The sequence below is a fragment of the Chryseobacterium sp. genome, from assembly GCF_022869225.1.
In the GTDB taxonomy this organism is placed as follows: Bacteria; Bacteroidota; Bacteroidia; order Flavobacteriales; family Weeksellaceae; genus Chryseobacterium.
Genome location: NZ_JALIHL010000001.1, coordinates 3,385,381 through 3,405,377 on the forward strand (window position 1 = coordinate 3,385,381; position 19,997 = coordinate 3,405,377).

At 39.3% G+C, this 19,997-nt stretch carries 11 protein-coding genes; 9 read left to right on the plus strand and 2 right to left on the minus strand.

Annotated elements, in window-relative coordinates:
• Window positions 1-60: 60 nt before the first annotated feature.
• The 6 genes from kdpB to MUW56_RS15885 all read left to right on the plus strand — a co-directional run bounded on the left by kdpB (window position 61) and on the right by MUW56_RS15885 (window position 7,452).
• A complete protein-coding gene (kdpB, locus tag MUW56_RS15860) occupies window positions 61-2,100 on the plus strand; it encodes a potassium-transporting ATPase subunit KdpB (RefSeq protein ID WP_292014088.1) in 2,040 nt (679 codons plus the stop codon).
• Window positions 2,101-2,110: 10 nt separating this feature from the next.
• On the plus strand, window positions 2,111-2,668 hold the full coding sequence (gene kdpC, locus MUW56_RS15865) for a potassium-transporting ATPase subunit KdpC (protein ID WP_292014089.1): 558 nt from the start codon (window positions 2,111-2,113) through the stop codon (window positions 2,666-2,668).
• 12 nt (window positions 2,669-2,680) lie between these two features.
• A complete protein-coding gene (locus MUW56_RS15870) occupies window positions 2,681-3,766 on the plus strand; it encodes a porin (RefSeq protein ID WP_292014090.1) in 1,086 nt (361 codons plus the stop codon).
• A 333-nt stretch (window positions 3,767-4,099) separates the two neighbouring features.
• Complete coding sequence (locus tag MUW56_RS15875) at window positions 4,100-5,209, plus strand: sensor protein KdpD (RefSeq protein ID WP_292014091.1); 1,110 nt, start codon at window positions 4,100-4,102, stop codon at window positions 5,207-5,209.
• A 5-nt stretch (window positions 5,210-5,214) separates the two neighbouring features.
• Window positions 5,215-6,930: an ATP-binding protein gene (locus MUW56_RS15880; RefSeq protein WP_292014092.1), complete on the plus strand. Its 1,716-nt coding sequence runs from the start codon at window positions 5,215-5,217 to the stop codon at window positions 6,928-6,930.
• Between the two features lie 54 nt (window positions 6,931-6,984).
• Window positions 6,985-7,452: a hypothetical protein gene (locus MUW56_RS15885; RefSeq protein WP_292014093.1), complete on the plus strand. Its 468-nt coding sequence runs from the start codon at window positions 6,985-6,987 to the stop codon at window positions 7,450-7,452.
• 71 nt (window positions 7,453-7,523) lie between these two features.
• On the opposite strand, the gene MUW56_RS15890 is transcribed toward MUW56_RS15885, so the two are convergent.
• Together MUW56_RS15890 and ligA are read right to left on the minus strand one after the other, a co-directional pair.
• Window positions 7,524-9,983 (minus strand): T9SS type A sorting domain-containing protein, encoded by a 2,460-nt coding sequence (locus tag MUW56_RS15890; RefSeq protein ID WP_292014094.1) that lies wholly within the window; start codon window positions 9,981-9,983, stop codon window positions 7,524-7,526.
• Between the two features lie 252 nt (window positions 9,984-10,235).
• Window positions 10,236-12,242, minus strand: a complete 2,007-nt coding sequence (gene ligA / locus MUW56_RS15895) for an NAD-dependent DNA ligase LigA (RefSeq protein WP_292014095.1) — start codon at window positions 12,240-12,242, stop codon at window positions 10,236-10,238.
• A gap of 331 nt (window positions 12,243-12,573) precedes the next feature.
• On the opposite strand from ligA, the gene MUW56_RS15900 reads away from it, so the two are divergent.
• The 3 genes from MUW56_RS15900 to MUW56_RS15910 all read left to right on the plus strand — a co-directional run bounded on the left by MUW56_RS15900 (window position 12,574) and on the right by MUW56_RS15910 (window position 19,993).
• Window positions 12,574-15,666 (plus strand): TonB-dependent receptor, encoded by a 3,093-nt coding sequence (locus MUW56_RS15900; protein ID WP_292014096.1) that lies wholly within the window; start codon window positions 12,574-12,576, stop codon window positions 15,664-15,666.
• A 150-nt stretch (window positions 15,667-15,816) separates the two neighbouring features.
• The gene (locus tag MUW56_RS15905) at window positions 15,817-16,563 is read left to right on the plus strand and encodes a glycerophosphodiester phosphodiesterase family protein (protein ID WP_292014097.1); all 747 of its coding nucleotides are present in this window, start codon (window positions 15,817-15,819) and stop codon (window positions 16,561-16,563) included.
• 457 nt (window positions 16,564-17,020) lie between these two features.
• Window positions 17,021-19,993, plus strand: a complete 2,973-nt coding sequence (locus MUW56_RS15910) for a SusC/RagA family TonB-linked outer membrane protein (RefSeq protein WP_292014098.1) — start codon at window positions 17,021-17,023, stop codon at window positions 19,991-19,993.
• Window positions 19,994-19,997: the final 4 nt, after the last annotated feature.

The following is a 19,997-nucleotide window of genomic DNA, read 5'->3' on the forward strand; positions in this document are numbered from 1 at the left end:
TACTTTAGCTGACCTTAATGGTTAATATTGATTGACAATGATATAAACTCTTTCAAAAAAATGAAAAATCAATCACAAACATTGTTTCAAAGAGATTTGGTAAACGAGGCTATTAAGCAGTCTTTCGTAAAACTGAATCCGAAAATCATGTTTAAAAATCCAGTTATGTTTCTGGTGGAGATCGGAACCGTTGTTATGTTTATCGTAAGCATGTTCAGCTTGACAGGCGATACAACACAGGGAAGTTTCTCTTATAACTTTTTAGTTTTCATCATCTTATTTTTTACGGTTCTATTTGCCAATTTTGCAGAAGCTATTGCCGAAGCCAGAGGAAAAGCCCAGGCGGACACTCTTAGAAAAACCCGTGAAGAAACCCCGGCTAAGCTCGTGATTGAAAATAAACCTGGATTTCAGGTGAAAACAACGTTGAAAATGTCAGCTGAAATGAAGCTGGGGGATATTTTCCTTTGTGAAGCCGGAGATCAGATCCCGATGGATGGGGAGATTATTGAAGGATTAGCGACCATTGATGAATCTGCCATTACCGGAGAAAGTGCCCCGGTGATCCGCGAAGCAGGCGGAGATAAAAGCTCCGTGACAGGGGGAACAAAAGTACTGTCAGACAGGATCAAAGTAAAAGTGACCACAAAACCGGGAGAATCCTTTCTGGATAAAATGATTGCTCTTGTAGAAGGGGCATCAAGACAGAAAACACCTAACGAAATCGCATTAACCATACTTTTGGCAGGGTTTACCCTTACCTTCATTATTGTTACCCTCACTTTAAAACCATTTGCAGATTATGCGCAGACTCCGATTACGATTGCAGCATTTATTTCACTTTTTGTCTGTCTCATTCCAACGACAATCGGAGGGCTGCTTTCTGCCATAGGAATTGCCGGAATGGATAGAGCGCTGAGAGCCAATGTCATCACCAAAAGTGGAAAGGCGGTTGAAACAGCAGGAGATATTGATGTTTTACTGTTGGATAAAACAGGTACCATTACCATTGGAAACCGTAAAGCGACACAGTTTCACCCTGCTGATAGGATTAAACTTGAAGATTTTATTAAAGCATCTGCCTTGAGCTCTGTAGCAGATGAAACTCCGGAAGGAAAGTCGATTATAGAACTCAGCCAGCTGAAATCAGAGGATTTGTTGGTTTCCAATCCTACTTATATTGACTTTACGGCAGAAACCAGAACTTCAGGAATTGATTTTGAAGATACAAGGATCAGAAAAGGAGCTTACGACACGATAAAAAAACTGACTGAAAAAGCCGGGAATATCTTCCCGCAGGAAACACAGGATGCTGTCACCAGAATTTCTGAAAAAGGAGGAACCCCTTTAGTGGTCGCTGTGAATGAAAAAGTATGGGGCGTAATTGAACTTCAGGATATCATTAAAACAGGAATCCAGGAGCGTTTCCAAAGACTGAGAAAAATGGGGGTGAAAACGGTAATGGTTACCGGAGATAATCCTTTAACAGCAAAGTTTATTGCAGAAAAAGCTGGGGTAGATGATTTTATTGCCGAGGCTAAACCTGAAGACAAGATGAACTATATCAAAAAAGAGCAGCAGGAAGGTAAGCTGGTTGCCATGATGGGAGACGGAACGAATGATGCACCGGCATTAGCCCAGGCAGATGTAGGGGTCGCGATGAACAGTGGAACACAGGCGGCTAAAGAGGCCGGAAATATGGTAGACCTGGATAATGACCCTACAAAACTGATCGAAATCGTGGAAATTGGAAAACAGCTGCTGATGACCAGAGGAACATTGACTACTTTTAGTATTGCCAATGATGTGGCCAAGTATTTTGCCATTATTCCTGCTCTGTTCATTACCTTTATTCCTTCGCTTCAGAAGCTGAATATTATGAACCTTCACAGTCCGGAAACGGCTATTTTATCTGCTGTTATTTTCAATGCGGTGATTATTCCTTTTCTTATTCCATTAGCTTTAAAAGGGGTTGCTTACAAACCGATCGGGGCAAGTGCCTTATTGAGAAGAAACCTTTTGATTTATGGCTTGGGTGGTGTAATTGTACCGTTCATTGGAATTAAGATCATTGATGTACTGATTAGTTTATTCTATTAAAAATTTAAAAATGAAAAATCATATTGTTTCAGCATTCAGGCTGACTCTTGTAATGCTGGTTGTTGTAGGGATCTATTTAGCCATTGTATATGGAGGTTCAAAAATATTACCTACTCAGGGAAATGGAGAAATGATCAAGGATAAAGGACAAAAATTTTACGCCAATATCGGCCAGGAATTTAAGTCTGAGAAATATTTCCATGGTCGTCCTTCTTCTGTAAATTATAATGCCGCAGGAAGCGGAGGCAGCAATAAAGGCCCCAGCAATGAGGAATATCTGGAAACAGTGCAGAAAAGGATTGATACTTTACAACGACAGAATCCGGATATGGGAAATACTAAAGTTCCTGTAGAGCTGGCGACTGCGAGCGGAAGTGGGCTGGATCCTGATATTTCTGTGGAAGGAGCCTTATATCAGGCTAAAAGAATTGCCAAGGCCAGACACCTTCCGGAAGAACAGATTAACAACTTAATTAAAACTCAGACTGAAAAGCCGTTTTTAGGACTTTTCGGACCTTCAAAAATAAATGTATTAAAGCTGAATATCGCTTTAGACCAATTAAAATAATTTAAAAGTAACGTGAAAAAATATCTAGTCATAGGAGCTTTATTGGGCATTTTTTTTCCAAAAGCACAATCCACAGATTCATTAAAAATAGGGAATAAAGTGACATTTTCTGCTTATGCAGAACTATTTTATACCTACGATTTTAATGAACCTGCTAATCATCTCCGTCAAAATTTTTTATATTCATACAACAGACATAATGAAGTAAATCTTAATCTGGGACTTATTAAAGCAAATTATCAGAGCGAGAACCTAAGAGCTAATGTTGCCTTAATGGCAGGAACTTATGCCCAGGATAATATGGCTGCCGAGCAGAATGCATTACGTTATGTAAATGAAGCCAATATGGGGGTCAAAATCTCAAAGAATAAAAATTTATGGATCGATGCGGGGATCATGCCTTCCCATATCGGTTGGGAAAGTGCTATAGGAAAAGATAATATCAACTTGACCCGAAGTTTTGCAGCAGAAAACTCTCCTTATTTTGAGACCGGTGCTAAAATTTCATATACTTCGGATAATGGAAAATGGTTTTTGAGCGGACTGGTTCTGAACGGATGGCAGCGTATTGCAAAGGCTGAAGGGAACCAGAGCCTATCTTTTGGACACCAGGTTACCTATAAACCGAATGATAAGATTACTCTGAACAGCAGCTCATTCATCGGAAATGATAAAGCAAAAGCAGATAAGAGAATGCGCTATTTCCATGATCTGTACGGGAGTTTTCAGCTGACCAGCCAGTTTTCAGCGCTATTGGGTTTTGATATAGGGGCAGAGCAGCAATCAAAAGGAAGTGAACAGTACAGTATCTGGTACAGCCCGAATCTACAGATGAAATATCAGTTGGATGACCAATGGGCTCTTGCAGGAAGACTGGAATATTATAACGATAAAAAGGGAGTGATCATCAATACCGGGACTCCCGGTGGGTTTCAGACTTTTGGATATTCTCTGAATATAGACTATGCCATTTTAAAAAATTTGGTCTTCCGGACAGAAGCAAGAGGGTTTACTTCCAAAGATGCCATTTTTGTAAAGAACGGCGAAATGAAAAAAGGAAACTTTTTTATTATCACGAGTCTGGCAGTCTGGTTTTAAGGGCTGCACGTTAGACGATAAAAATTGGGCTGGAGTTCCCATACCATGAAATAACCACAAAAGTCACGAAAGTTTTTAAATACCTTAGTGTACTGTACGTGACAAGTTTTACGGATAATAAGGACACTTAAGTTTTATGAAAATTTTTGTTTCCACGAATGTTACCGTTGAAGACGTGCTCATTCTCCTCCATCGCAAGGGGGGCAAATCGAAGATTTGGCGGGGTGGCTTCAATAGTGTACCATTGTAACCAAGTATTTGTAATAAAAGCTTCTGGGGTTTTTGTGGTTCAGTAAAAATTATAATAACTTAATACTGAAAAAGTAATCATCAATGTCATCAGCAAAACATTTTTTAGAACTGATCCAGAAATCCCGGAAAGGAAAATTCAAGATCTATATTGGGATGAGTGCAGGCGTAGGAAAGACTTTCCGTATGCTTCAGGAAGCTCATTCCCTTTTAAGAAACGGCATTGATGTAAAGATCGGCTATATAGAAACGCATGGCAGGGAAGAGACCCAGGCTCTGGTGGAAGGTCTTCCTGAAATCGTAAGGAAATCGGTGTTTTATAAAGGTAAAAACCTTGAAGAAATGGATGTTCAGGCAATTATTAATGAACACCCTGAAGTTGTATTGGTGGATGAGCTGGCCCATACCAATGTGGAAGGATCCAAAAATAAAAAAAGATGGCAGGATGTTCTTGAGATTCTGGATAACGGGATCAACGTGATCAGTGCGATGAATATTCAGCATATCGAAAGTCTGAACGAAGAGGTAAAGAAAATTACCGGCGTTGAAGTGGCTGAACGGGTCCCGGATAAGATCCTTGCTCTTGCCGATGAAGTGGTAAACATCGACCTTACAGCAGATGAGCTGCTGACACGGCTGAAGGAAGGAAAGATTTATAAGAGGGAAAAAATTCAGACCGCATTGAATAACTTCTTTCAGAGCGGACATATCCTGCAGCTTCGCGAGCTGGCCTTAAAAGAAGTGGCGACCCATGTTGAAAGAAAGGTGGAAACTGAAATCAAAACAGAAAATTTTAAACCTATAAAATTCCTGGCCTGTATCAGCAGTAATGAAAAGATTGCTAAGACCATTATACGGAAAACAGCCAGGCTGGCCAGCTATTATAACAGTCCATGGACTGTTTTATACATTCAGAGACCCTCAGAAAATCCTGAAAAAATAGCACTGGACAAACAGCGGTATTTGATTAATAATTTTAATTTAGCGCAGGAATTGGGCGCAAAAGTGATCAGGATCAAAGAAAGCAGTGTTCATAAAGGAATCCTGGAGTATGTCATTGCCCATAATATCACTACGGTTTGTATGGGTAAACCTCATGCAAAATTCTGGCACCGTCTGTTAGGATATAGTTGGATTTATACCCTGATGAACAGACTGAATGAGCGGCAGATAGATATTATTATATTATCTTAAAAGTAATGAAACTTAAAACAAAACTTACATTAGGCGTAGGGCTTTTATTTCTACTGATTGTTTTACTTTCAGTGATTGGTTCTGTATATATCAATAAACTGAAATCTGATACAGAAAAGATCCTTACCGCTAATTACAACAGTCTGGAGTTTTCTAAAAATATGCTCCTGGCACTGGATAATATTGATACGGATAGCGCTGTTGCCGTAAAAGATTTTCAGAAAAATAATAAACTACAGGAAAAAAACCTTACCGAATTTGGAGAGCGGGAAGCCACCCAAAATCTCAATCTGCATTTCAGCAGCTATTTAAAAGGGGCTACCCGTGAAAAGGAAAAGCTGATCCGGGAAGATCTGGCCAAGATCATGTCTCTGAATATGAAAGGGATAGAACGTAAAAGTGATATTGCGATCATTACCGCAGAAAATGCCACTTTCTGGATTGTAAGTTTAGGGACCGTATGCTTTCTGATTGCCTTTATTTTGCTTTTTAACCTCCCGCAAACTATTGCTGAGCCTATTAATCAGCTAACGTTCAGTATCCGGCAGATTGCTGATAAAAACTATAACGAAAGAGTACATTTTAAAGGAAGCGAAGAGTTTAACAGCCTTGCAGAATCTTTTAATGTGATGGCAGAAAAGCTTCAGGAGTATGAAAGCAGCAGTCTTTCCAAACAGCTGATGGAGAAAAAAAGGATTGAAACGCTGGTCAATAATATGCATGATGCCGTAATCGGGCTGGATGAACATCATTTTATTTACATGATCAATGATGAAGCCCTTAAGATCACCAACCTTCACAAGGAAGAGATTATAGGAAAAACCGCCCATGAAGTAGCTGTAAATAATGATCTGATGCGAGAACTGTTAAAAAATATCGATCATCCTGTGAAAGACCCTATCAAGATTGTCCGTGATAATAAAGAGAATTATTTTGAGCAGGATATTGTTCCTATCAACATTGTAAAAACGGGAGAAAAAGAAAAAAAATATATCGGAAAGGTAATTCTGTTGCGAAATATCACTCCGTTTAAAGAGCTGGATTTTGCAAAGACCAATTTTATTGCGACCATTTCGCACGAGCTTAAAACGCCGATCTCCGCTATCAAAATGGGAGTACAGCTGCTTGGAAATCAAAAATTCGGAGAATTGAATGACCAGCAGAAAGAACTGTTGAAAAGCATCAATGAAGATGGGCAGCGCCTGCTGGATATCACCGGAGAACTGCTCAATCTTTCCCAGGTGGAATCCGGGAACATCCGGTTGACCGTTGCAACATGTTCTCCTAAAGAAATTGTACAGGCTGCAGTAAAAAATGTTGAAAAACTGGCCGAACAGAAAAATATTTCAATAAGTACAGCATATATTTTGGAAGAGAATGATTTTGTCACCGCAGACTTTGATAAAACAGTCTGGGTAATGAATAATTTCCTTACGAATGCTGTAAAACATTCATTCCAGGATGAAACGATCCGGATTGTGGTAGAAAAGAAAGATGCATTTATTCAGTTCAGTATTACAGATACCGGAAGCGGAATTGATGAAAAATACCACCGTCAGATCTTTGACCGCTATTTTCAGGTTCCCGGGGAACATCAGAATGGTACCGGGTTAGGGTTAGCAATTTCAAAAAATTTCATTGAAAAACAAAATGGTGAAATCGGAGTGAAAAGTTCCCTGAACAGTGGAAGTACGTTTTATTTCAGACTGCCGATTTCATAGGATCATTGGTATTGAGATATGCCATCACCAAATTACCTATTCTATAAATTTAAAATGCAAAAGAATATTTTTTACCAACTCACTGTATTCTTCGCTGTCTTATTAAGTACACCTATTTTTGCTCAGACCTTCACATTGGAAGCGCTGAAAGGTTTCAATAAACTTGGAATGGCTGAGTTTAAAAAAGAAATGAAAAAGCTTAATTACCGGTTTTATGACACAACAAAAAGTACAGACTTCACTTTAGACGAATATGACGGCCCTGATTATAAATCCAAAATCGGAAAATTTGAATTCACTACAGAGAAATCAGAAGACAGAATCGAGTTTGGGTTTAAAAGTAAAAAAGAGTATGACCAATATCTTAAACTGATACTGAATGCAGGCTATAAAGTAGCTGAAAAAGGAAAAATCATTACCAAAGAACCTTATACAGACTATTATAAAAATAAAGAACACATCAGATTGATCTTACCGAAAGCAGGGGAGAAGGCTCCTTACACAATCCTTGTTTTCAAATAGAATATGTCTTATTTGATTAAGAAAGGCTGCAAATTGTTTGCAGCCTTTATATTATAAAAACCTTTGTAAGCCTATTCTTTAATAAACTTCTGTACCATCGTTTTGTCCTTAATAAACATTTTAATGATGTAATTTCCTTTAGGCAGATCAGAAACGTTCACAGAGTTTCCTTTCCATCCCATAGAAGTTATGATTCTTCCGGTTGCATCATAAATTTCTGTTTTCAACAGCTCATCTTTAGATTCTATAAACAGGATCTTCTGTACAGGATTTGGGTAGATTCTGATCCTGTCTGGAGTATGGATAGTCTCGGAAACGGCCAGTATATTCTGAACTGCGGTTGTAAAGGTATTGGTAACAATCGGTGCGTTATAATCAAAATAGATTTTGGCGGTATTGCTGAAACTGTTACCGGTTGTCAGGGTAGATTTTGTTTTGATCTTAAAGGAAACATATCCGTCATTGTCAGCATTGGTAAAAGGAAGCTGGATATTTTCAAAAATAAACTCTACGACATTCGGATTGGTTATTCTTGTCACAAAATTATGGCTTCCATGAAGCGGTATTAGAGTAGCCATATCAAATTTTGACATATCGATTTCATCTTTTACAACGATATTTTTTGCATTGGCAGTTCCTGTATTTTCAAATCGGATCAGATAATGGACATAATCACCTGCCTGGGTTTGGCTGATTGAAGTGCCTTCAAGGCAGGTCTTATCATTAGGATCAAAAGAATTGACTACAGTCTGGTTCAATACGGCATTATTATCTGGCGGTGTTTCATCTGTTGCCCCATTGATCTGTGCTGTGTAATGCAAAACGTCACCTCCGCTGACAGGCGGGGTTTGCGTAGGAGTATTTAATTTTAAAGTTAGGGTGATCTCTCTTGTTTCAAAGGGCTGGAGATTGGTAAAAGACCAGTTTAAAACTCCTGTTGACTGTGAGTTGGGGGTAAGTGTTGAAGTCTGATAATCCATTATATTATCATTGTAGTTATATACTAAAGTTCCTGATTGTGCAGCGGTTCCTTTATTTTTATAAATGATTTTATATTGGGCATTAAAACCGGGACTGGCCGCTGTTACAGGGATGATAACCGTTTCCAGATCGTGGTGGATTCCATTGGCTGAAACACAGAAATTCTGAGGTAATGGACTTGCCTGAGTCGGAAAATCTGCCGTTAAACTTGGCGGAGAAACCGTAAAATAAGCCGGATTTTCAAAAACCGGAGTTACCGTATAGGTCCCGGATTGTACAGGAATGGAATAATCACCGGTACTGTTGGCAATAATGCTTCCCGGAGTGGTTCCATTGGTAATATTGAACCTTTGAAATGCTTTATTGGGATCATTCGGATCACATCCGTTATTGTTAAAATCATACTTTGTATTCCCATTAATGGTGTAAAAAGTTCCACCGGGCGTAAAAGAACAATAAGTCGTTACCGAGTAATTAGGATACAGCGTACCGTTACTGATCCAGCTCTGAATCAGGGCGGCTTCGTTTTCATCACAGCAGATCACAAGATTAGGATTTCCCTGAACACTGAAAAAGTAGTTCGACTGTACTTTTCCATTTTTGATGTTCAAAAACGTCATGTTATTCCCGCTACATGTGATGCTGTGGAATTCCGGATTATGAGAAAGGTCCAGAGCTCCGATGGAATTGTTATTGCATTTTAACCTGATCAAATGCGGATACGCTGAAAGATCCAAACTGGTAATCAGGTTCTTGTCACAATTGATTTCCATCATGTCAGGACATCCCGGAAGATTTAGAGAACTCAGTTTGTTATTGCTGCAGTTGATATTCCGGAGACTGCTCTGGTTCTGAATATTGACATTGAAAAGGTTATTGCTGCTGATATCAATTACCTGCATATTGGAATTGGTAAAATTGATATTGGATAAAAGAGCATTACTCCTTACATAAAAAATAAAAATATTCGGAAGATTGGAGGCATCTAAAGAGGCCAGCTGTGTATTCTCCACATCAATTTCATACAATGCCGGGCATCCGGTAATATTTAAACTGGTAAGAGGCGTATTAAAAATATAAAGATATTGAAGAACAGAACGGTTGTGTAAATCTAATGCTGTAATAGAGATGCCGCTGAGGTTAACCCGTCGAAGCAGATTACAGTTGTTGATATTTAAAGAGGCCAGCTGCGGGCTTGCAGAAATCGTTAAACTCCCCAGGTTAACATTGGAACTAAGATCCAGTGATGGGGCTGTATTTCCAGCGGTTTCTAAACTTTCCAAATTCGTAAAGGCTGAAATCCCTGTAAAATCTGCGATGGATGTCCCATAAAGTCTCAATATTCCGACTTGCTGGATTTCCGAAACCTCAATTTCACCATTGCCGTTGGTATCGATTTTTATACTGTTGTTAAATACTGTTGCAGCAATACTGTTCGTGACGTCTGCTGCCAGAAGCTGTGCTTTGAAATTGGCATCAGGAATATGGATGACCTGTGACTGCAGTACAGAAAACATAGCCATTACAATGACCAGGTAGATTTTTTTCATGGTTTAGTTTATTAAGTTTTGTCTTTTTTATATGATTCTGTAAATAAAAAGAAAAAGTAAAGTTTTAAGGTTGTATTTTAACAGTTTATGTGATCATAATTTAGAAGATTTAGTATCGGAGGCTATGAAAAAAAGGCTGTGAAATCTGTCACAGCTCTGCTTTAATTTTAGGTTTTCTGCGAAAAGAATTACAAAAACAAACCATCAAGATTCTTTCTCAATGGTTGGTATATTTTTTATTGTAAATTAATATTATTGTTTTTCGATCAAATCTAAAAACTGCTGTTCATCCAGAATGGTAATCGTTCCGATATCCTGGGCTTTTTTCAGTTTGCTTCCGGCTTTTTCACCTACTACAAGGAAGTTCAGATTCTTGGAAACCGCAGAGATATTTTTTCCACCATGCTTTTCCACCATCTCTTCTGCCTGTTCTCTGGTGAATAAAGATAATTTCCCTGTGAAAAGGAAGGATTTCCCTTCCAGAACATTGGAGAGAACTTCATTCGTACTTTCTCCTTTTTCAAGCTGTACTCCGTAAGATTTTAAACGCTCAATCATCAGAATATTTTCAGAATTTCTGAAAAACTCTGCAATACTTACAGCGATTTTAACTCCAATATCTTCTACCTGGCAAAGCTCCTCTACAGAAGCATTTTTCAATTCATCGATCGTTGGGAAATTCTTTACCAGCTTCTTGGCAACGGTTTCTCCTACATGTTTGATCCCGATTCCGTACAATACTTTTTCAAACGGAATTTCTTTTGATTTTTCAATTCCTGTGATGATATTCTGGGCAGATTTTTCTGCCATCCTTTCCAGTGGAAGAAGCTGCTCTTTCGTTAAAACATAAAAATCTGCAGGATTTTCAATTAATTTTTCCCTGTAAAGCTGTTCAATAGTTTCACTTCCCAGGTTGTCAATATTCAAGGCCTTCCGTGAAACGTAATGAATCATTCTTCCTACCACCTGTGGCGGACAGTGAAGTTCATTCGGGCAGAAATGGATGGCCTGATCTTCAATTTTTACCAGCTCAGTTCCACATTCAGGACAGTGTTTGATATATTCTATTTCTTTACTGTCCTCAGCCCTTTTTTCAGTATGTACTCCTACAATTTTTGGAATGATTTCTCCTCCTTTTTCTACATACACGAAATCATGTTCATGAAGGTCAAGTTTTTTGATGATATCTTCATTGTGAAGAGAGGCCCTTTTTACAATAGTCCCTGCCAAAAGGACAGGCTTAAGGTTGGCTACCGGAGTGATGGCCCCCGTTCTTCCTACCTGATAAGAAACACTTTGAAGCTCAGTTTCTACCTTTTCAGCTTTAAATTTATATGCCATGGCCCAACGGGGTGACTTGGCAGTATATCCAAGCTGTCTTTGCTGTTGCAGAGAATTGACCTTTAATACAATCCCGTCGATCTCAAAAGGAAGGTGATGGCGTTCCGTATCCCAGAACGTGATAAATTCCTTTACTTCATCCATGGTTTTACATAATTTCGCCTGCTGAGACGTTTTAAAGCCCCAGCTTTGGGCCTTTTGAAGCAGTTCCCAGTGGGTTTCTGCAGGAACATCTTCAGCAATAAATTGGTATAATACCGAAGACAGTCCGCGTTTTCTTACTTCCGAACTGTCCTGCATTTTCAGACTTCCACTTGCTGTATTTCTTGGATTCATGAAAGGATCCAGTCCTTCTTCTTCACGAAGGCTGTTGAGTTTGTCAAAATTCTTTCTCGTCAAATAAATTTCTCCCCTCATAAAAAAATGAGGCGGAAAATGGCCTTTCAGTTTCAAAGGAATATCCGAAATCGTGCGGACATTCGGAGTGATCTCATCGCCCTGGAAACCATCACCTCGCGTTACCGCCTGCGTCAGTTTTCCGTTTTCATAAAGAATAGAGATTGAGGCTCCGTCATATTTTAGCTCAGCGACAAATTCTACAGGATCATCAATGGTTTTAATGATCCTTTTTTCCCAGTCTTCAAGATCGTCAAAATCATAAGAATTATCCAGGGAATACATTCGGAACTTATGCTGAATGGTTGGGAAAACTTTAGTAATTCCGCCGCCTACCCGTACGGAAGGGGAATTTTCATCATAAAACTCAGGATATTTGGCTTCCAGATCCTGAAGCTCCTGCAGCAGTATATCAAATTCATAATCTGAAATGGTAGGCGTATCCAGAAGGTAATAGTTTTCGTTATGTTGATGAAGCTCTTTACGAAGCTGTTCTATCTTTTGTTGAATGTTTTCAGACATTGCGGTTCTATCTTTTGAGCAAAAATAACTAAACTAATTTCATTTAAAAAATAACAGAATTAAATATTCCGGGAAAATTAATAATAAGTAATATGCCTCAATCAATTGATTTTGTACATAATAAAATAGATGTTTAGAATAATTTAACATCAGGTTTCAATTTAATTAAAAAAATGTTAAAATTCCCGTAAACGGCCTAGCCTTAAAGTCAAAATACCTTTGCACATCTAATTGAAAGTAGCCTTCATGATTCAAAACTGATCTAATACCGTGAAAATCATGGAGGTTCCTGACAGTCATTAAAAAATAAATTAAAAATATTTCGGAAGAAATGAAAAAAGTAAAGATTGTACTGGGATTATTGTTTTTAGGGCTTGGAACCCTGGCGTATGCACAGACCACGCAGGCTTCTATTGTGGGGAAAGTTACCGGGCCGGGAAGTACGGCTCAGGGAAAAGTGAAAGTAACCATCGTGAATGAGTCTACAGGATTCAGAACCGAGACGGAAACCAATTCAAAAGGAGAATATATTTTTAAAGAAATTCCTCTGGGCGGCCCTTATACGGTGATTGTGAACGATGATAAAAAAGAAGGCTATAACGTCAACTTCGGAGATCAGGTTACTGTAAATATGGATTTGGGAGGAGAAAAGCATATCGAAGAAGTAAAGATTACCGGAAACCTTAAAAATAAGATCGGAAACCTTGGAGCGGCTACGGCTGTTTCGGCGAAGAATATCAGCATGCTTCCGGTAAACGGCAGAAATTTTACCAACCTTACGGAGCTGTCTCCTTTAAGTGGAAAAGGAGGGAATCTGTCCGGACAGCTTGGTTCTTCCACGAACTTTACCATTGATGGGATGACCGCGAAAAACCCAACCTCTGCAGGATCTACAACCAGCCGCAGTGGTGCCCCTTTCTCTATTTCTATTGAAGCGGTACGCGAATTCAAAATTACAACCAACCAATACGATGTGACGCTGGGAAGAAGTGGAGGAGGAACGGTAAGTGCCGTTACGAAGTCCGGAACCAACAAGTTTTCAGGAAGTGCCTGGGAATACCTGAGAACCAACTGGCTTTCCAGCCCGTATGATATCAGGGGAAACAAAAGACAGAACGATTTCTCTACTTCTCAGTTCGGATTCTCATTGGGAGGACCGATCATTAAGAATAAATTACACTTCTTCGTTGCCTGGGATCACCAGCTGGATTCAAGACCGCTGATTATCGCAGATATCAGATCTCAGGAAGATGAGAAAAGATTCAATACCACTACGGAAACCCTGACTAAGTTTCTTGACATTGCGAGATCAAAGTACGGAGTAGGAAATACCCCTCAATTCGGAAGCTTTGATAAAGTAAGAAATTCAGATGCAGCATTTTTACGGTTAGACTGGCAGATCAATGAAAAACATTTACTAACGCTTAGAAATAACTTTACTTACGACCTTAATAAAAACGGTCTTGGTGACAATACCAATATCAATTTCTTCGAATCCTACGGAAATGACAAAAACCTTGATAACAGTTTGTTACTGACCCTGAGATCAAACCTGAAACCTAATTTAACAAATGAATTAAAGGCCCAGTACCTTTATACCTTTCAGGACAGTTACCAGAACAGTGAATTGGGTAAGCCTGTTCCGAGGGCCATTGTTGAAAATATTGTCTCTCCAGGGATCGGTGCGACCAACATTCAGATCGGAGGCCACCGTTTCGCTCAGGAAAGCTTCAGGAATAATGTATTCCAGATTGTAGACAACTTATACTATAACACGGATAAAGTAAAATATACCTTCGGGGCAGATCTGATGTATACCACTTCAAAATCAGTATACGGAAGTGAAGTGAACGGAAGATTCCACTTTAGAGAAGACAATACGAAAAATCCGAGTAACCTCTACAATTTTGAAAACCTTACAGTGTACAGATTCTACAGAGAAGTTCCTTTGATGGATGATCCGTCCGTGAGATCCAATATCTGGAATATCGGGGTTTACGGGCAGTTGCAGACCAAAATAGCCAAAGGCCTTGATTTAATGGCCGGGTTAAGATTAGATTACGGAGGCTACCCTAAAGCAGAATTCAACCAAAAGCTGTTTGATGAAATGGGAATCAGAACGGATAATAAAATCAAATCATTTGTTATCCAGCCCAGATTCCAGTTTGACTGGAATATCAATGAGCAGAATAAAGACTTCTTAAAATTTGGGGCAGGAATCTTCTCTTCAGATATCAACAACTATATGATCATCAACAACCTTGTGTTTGACGGTAAGCACTTGGCAACGGTAGATGTGAATCCTTCGGCAATTGGCCTTACCCCTGATTTCTACAGCTACAGAAGGGATTACAGTACCGTACCTTCACTGGCCCAGTATCAGATTCCAACGATCAACTATACCGGAAAAGATGCGAAAATTCCAATCGTCTATAAAGCCAATATCTCCTATACGCACTTCTTTAATGAGAGATTCAGAGCAGGAATTGCTGCTTATATGGCATTGGGTAGAAATAATTACTATTACTATGACAGGAATATGGTGGCCAACCCGTTCTTTACACTGGCCAATGAAGGAGGAAGAGGCGTGTTTGTTCCTGCTTCAGCAATTGATGGTGCAAAGGTCGACTGGAAAGCCGGCAGAATCAATCCTAACTTCGGAAGAGTACTGGAATTGGTGAGCGATGGTAAAGTAAATCAATACTCGTTCGTGGTGGATACAAGCTACCGTTACTGGAAAGACGGAGAGATTACGGCAAGTTATACATGGTCTGATATCAAAGATAACACATCTTATAACGGAAATGTAGCCAACTCTGCAACCTTGTCAACGATGATCCAAAGTGATCCGAGAGATCTGAGAATGACGTATTCCGATAACCAGTTCAGAAATAAAGTAGTTATTTACGGGAATTCGCCGACGATTGCAGGATTTACATTAGGGATCAGGTATTCAGGAATAGGAGGAACCCGTTTCTCTCTTACGGCAGGAGGAAACATCAACGGGGACTTCGTAGATTCGAATGACCTGGCTTATATCTTCCCGAACCTTACCCAGCCGCTTGTAAGCGATCCTGAAGTAGGAAAAGCATTAAAAGATTATATCACAGACTACAATAATAAGATTGCGGAACGTAATGGCGGTAAAAACGGATTCTACGGAGTTTGGGATGTACGCGTTGCCAAGAAAATAAAATTTGACAAAATAGGGGCGTTCGAACTTTCTGTAGACATTTTCAACGTAGCCAATCTTCTTAATAAAGAATGGGGCGTTAACAAATCCTACGTAAACATGTCTCTGTACAGGATTACCGGATTCAACCAGGTTACCAAACAGTTTGAGTATGTTAAAAATACCAGCGGTTTAGCTCCTTTATCAGGAAATCCGTATCAGATCCAAATCGGAGCAAAGTATACTTTCTAACAGGAAGCCAATGGACACCACAAAAAACTTAGAATGCTTTATCGGTCGAAGAAAAATGAAAACTTCCGGGTTTTTTGTGGTTGAAAAATTTTAAAATAATTACCTTTATCCAAAAGTCTAAAGACTTGGTTTTAATTATCAATTAATATTATGAAAAATTTTATCTTAGGGTTAGCAGTTTTAAGTACAGTTTTAATGAAAGCACAAACTCAGATTATAGCTCATAGAGGATATTTCCAGGCTCAGCCTCCTACAACGGAAAATTCAATTCAATCTTTAGAGAATGCTCAAAAGCTTAAAGTATACGGCTCCGAGTTTGATGTGAGAATGACAAGTGACGGTGTATTGGTGATCAATCACGATGAACACCATGGTAAAATGGAAATCTCTGAAACGCTTTTCAAGGAACTGGAAAAACTTAAATTATCAAACGGAGAAAAATTTCCAACGTTAAAAGATTATCTTAAACAGGGGAAAAAAGATCCATCGGTAAAATTGATCGTTGAGATCAAACCTGCAAAGACTCCGGAAATAGAAAATGAGATCACTCAAAAGACGATCAAAATGATCAGGGATATGAAGCTGGAATCACAAAGTGAATTCATTTCTTTCAGTTTAAATATCTGTAAAGAAATTAAAAAAACAGCCCCGGCGTTTAAAGTGCAGTATCTGAACGGAGAACTGTCTCCTGAGCAGATCAAAAAAGAAGGCCTCGACGGTATGGACTATCACTACAGTGTTTTCCAGAAAAATCCTACATGGATTGCCGATGCCAAGGCTTTAGGCCTTATTACCAATTCTTGGACAGTAAATGATGCAGCAGTATATGCAGAGCTGAAAAACCAGGGAATCGGATTTGTAACGACTAATATTCCGGAACAGTTGAAAAACAAATAATAATTTTTAAATTGGAAATCGTTAATTAATACGGCTTCAGATTAAAAAATAAATATAATTTTTACAGCCTGCCTCTTACAAAGGGGCAGGCTGTTGTTTTTGATATAAGTACCAGTTTTAGAAGACATGTAAGAGGTAAAAGCTGGGAGTCATCCTGAAAATAAGTGACGGGTGGGATCTGAAACAATAAGATTTTAAAATACCGGTGTTGAATGTAACCCGCTGCAATCAGTGATTGATTTATTTTATTTTCTCAAGGAAAGACAATAAAGATATGTAAATAGAACCGGGAAATGGCATTAAAAATCCTTAATTTCTTAAATGAGTTCTAATCAGAGGTTTAGGTAATGTGTTAATAGTAAATTAATATTATATTCAATAATTTTTTAATAAATGTTAAAATATTGTTAAAACCGTAATCATAATGTCGTTTTAATTTTGCGCAAACAAAAAGGATATGCGTAAAGAGACACAAAAGCTATTGGTTTTTTCGCTGTTAGGATTAATCAGCATCAATCTGACGGCTCAGCAGAAAACCAAGAAAGATACGATTAAAGGACTTGACGAAGTAGTAGTGACTGCTCTGGGAATCAAAAGGCATGATAAGTCTTTGGGGTATTCTACCCAGACAGTCAAATCCGATGAGATTTTGAAGACCCAGAATAACAACTGGGCACAGGCTCTGGAAGGTAAAGTAGCAGGACTAAAAGTGCAGACTGCAGGTGCCGGGCCTCTTGGAACAAGCCGCATTACCCTTCGTGGAGACATCTCTATGAACATGGGGAATAACGGAGCCCTGATTGTTGTCGACGGCGTTCCTTTAAGTGAAAAAAGAACCGGAACCGGAACTGCAGCCTACGGAGCGGGTTCAGGAGGCGATCTACCTATTGATTACGGAGATAGCTTCAACAGTATCAATCCTGATGATATTGAATCCATCTCAATTCTGAAAGGCCCAACCGCATCAGCATTGTATGGTTCCAGAGGTTCCAGGGGAGCGATTATGATTACCACAAAATCCGGTAAAACCAAAAAAGGGAAAATACAGGTTACCCTAAACTCATATACAAGCTATGATACGGTGCTTAAATGGCCGGATTACCAGTATGAATACGGCCAGGGAACCCAGCAAAAAGACAAAAACGGGAATTATTACTATTCTTACGGGGCTTCCCCGGATGGCGTGAATACAGGTTCCACAAGCAGTGCCTTCGGGCCGAAGTTTGACGGACAATATTACTTCCAGTATGATCCTGCTGTAGAAGGGCAGAGTAAGGAAAGACAGCTTTGGAGACCCTATAAGGATAATATCAAAGGCTTCTGGCAGGTAGGATCTACCTATTCAAACAGCTTGTCTTTGGAACAGTCTAATGAGTCTACCGCTTTCAGAACATCACTTTCTTATCTGAAGAATGAGTGGATGATGCCTAATACAGGTTTCGACAGATTGAATGCCGCATTGTCTTTAGATCACAAGCTGAGCAGCAGATTAAAGATAGGAACTAAGATCAATTTCAGCCAGACCAAAAGTGATAACCTTCCGGCTACAGGATATAATAATCAGTCGATCTCTTATTTCATGATTTTCCAAAATCCCAATGTAGATCTTGAATGGTACAGACCGATCTGGAAGAAGGGACAGGAACAGGTAGATCAGATTCACCCTTTCAGTTCATACATCGATAACCCGTATCTGATTGCCTATGAAAACCTGAACAGTACCAATAAAAAGACTCTGACAGGAAATATCAATATCAGTTACCAGCTGGCAAAGAATTTTGATATTGCCTATAAATCAGGCTTGGAATGGAACAATGAACTCCGTACCCAAAGAAGGCCCTGGAGCTCTGCCAATTATCTGAAAGGCTATTACAGGGAACAGTACATCAGATATCTGGACCTGAACAATGATATCCTCCTTACCTATAAAAACAAATTTGGAAATATTGGTTTCACAGCCTCTGCCGGAGGTAATATCAGGTATCATGAATATACCATGAATGATTACAGAGCCAATGGGCTCAATAAAGCAGGGCTTTACCAGCTGTCCAATGCCACATCATTAGAAAACAGGCTTCCAAAGCCTAATGATAATCAGGTAAACAGTATGTATGCCCTGGCCAATTTCAGTTATAAAGATATGGTTTTCCTTGATGTGACGGCCAGAAACGATTGGAGCAGTACCCTTCCCAGCCACAACAGGTCTTATTTCTACCCATCGGTATCTTCTTCCTTTGTATTATCGGATATTTTTAAGGTAAAATCAGATCAGTTCAATTTCTGGAAACTTAGATTATCATGGTCGAAAGTAGGAAATGACACCTACAATTACATGCTTGAGAAATACTATGAAAATAGTGTGTTTACAGGATCTGTAGAGTCTCCGCTGCTGTATCCCAACCCCGATCTGAGACCGGAGATGATTACCAATATAGAAGGCGGTATGGATTTTACCATGCTGAAAAACAGGCTGACCTTTAACTTTACGGCCTATCAAAATAATTCTAAGGATCAGACGATCATCATTCCTGTATTGTATGAAACCGGTTACAATAAAAGAATTATTAATTCCGGGGAGCTGAGAAACAGGGGGATCGAAATGTCTTTAAGCGCTTATCCCGTTAAAAACAAAGATTTCTCATGGAATGTGAATGCCAACTGGTCGATGAACAGGAATAAAATCCTTTCTCTTCCGGAAGAATTTAAAGGGCTTCCATATACCATGGCAAGTGTGGGAGGCGTAGTGTATTATAACGCTGTAGTGGGAGGTTCACTTGGGGATATCTACGGATACGGCCTGATGTATTCACCGGATGGAAAAGTGATCTATGGCACAGATGGGCTTACCGCTAAACCAACAGAGGTAAGAAAAATAGGAAATGCCTACCCGAAATGGAGAGCAGGGCTTCAGAATGAATTCAGATACAAAAATATTACCGTAAGCTTTTCATTCGACGGACAGTATAAAGGCATGGCTTACTCACAGTCCCATCATAAAATGTCTGAACAGGGCAAACTGGCCCATACCCTTGCAGGAAGAGACAACCCGGGAGGTTTGATTGTAGGGGACGGAGTGGTTCAGAATCCTGACGGCAGCTTCTCTCCGAATACCAAAGGAGTTCCTGTTTCTGCCTATTATGGAGATTATTACAGAAGGGCGAATGTGGAAACCAATTCATTTGATACCTCATTCATTAAGCTGAGAGATGCCAGAATTTCTTACTCATTTCCAAAATCAGTGATCACTCCTTTAAAAGTAACAGACCTTACCCTTGCTTTATTTGGAAGAAACCTTTGGATGTGGACAAAATTTCCACTGTTTGACCCGGAAGCTGCGACACTTGACGACTCTACCATTACACCGGGTGTTGAAATGGGACAATTGCCTACAGCCAGAACGGTCGGAATTCAGTTAAATGTTAAATTCTAAAATT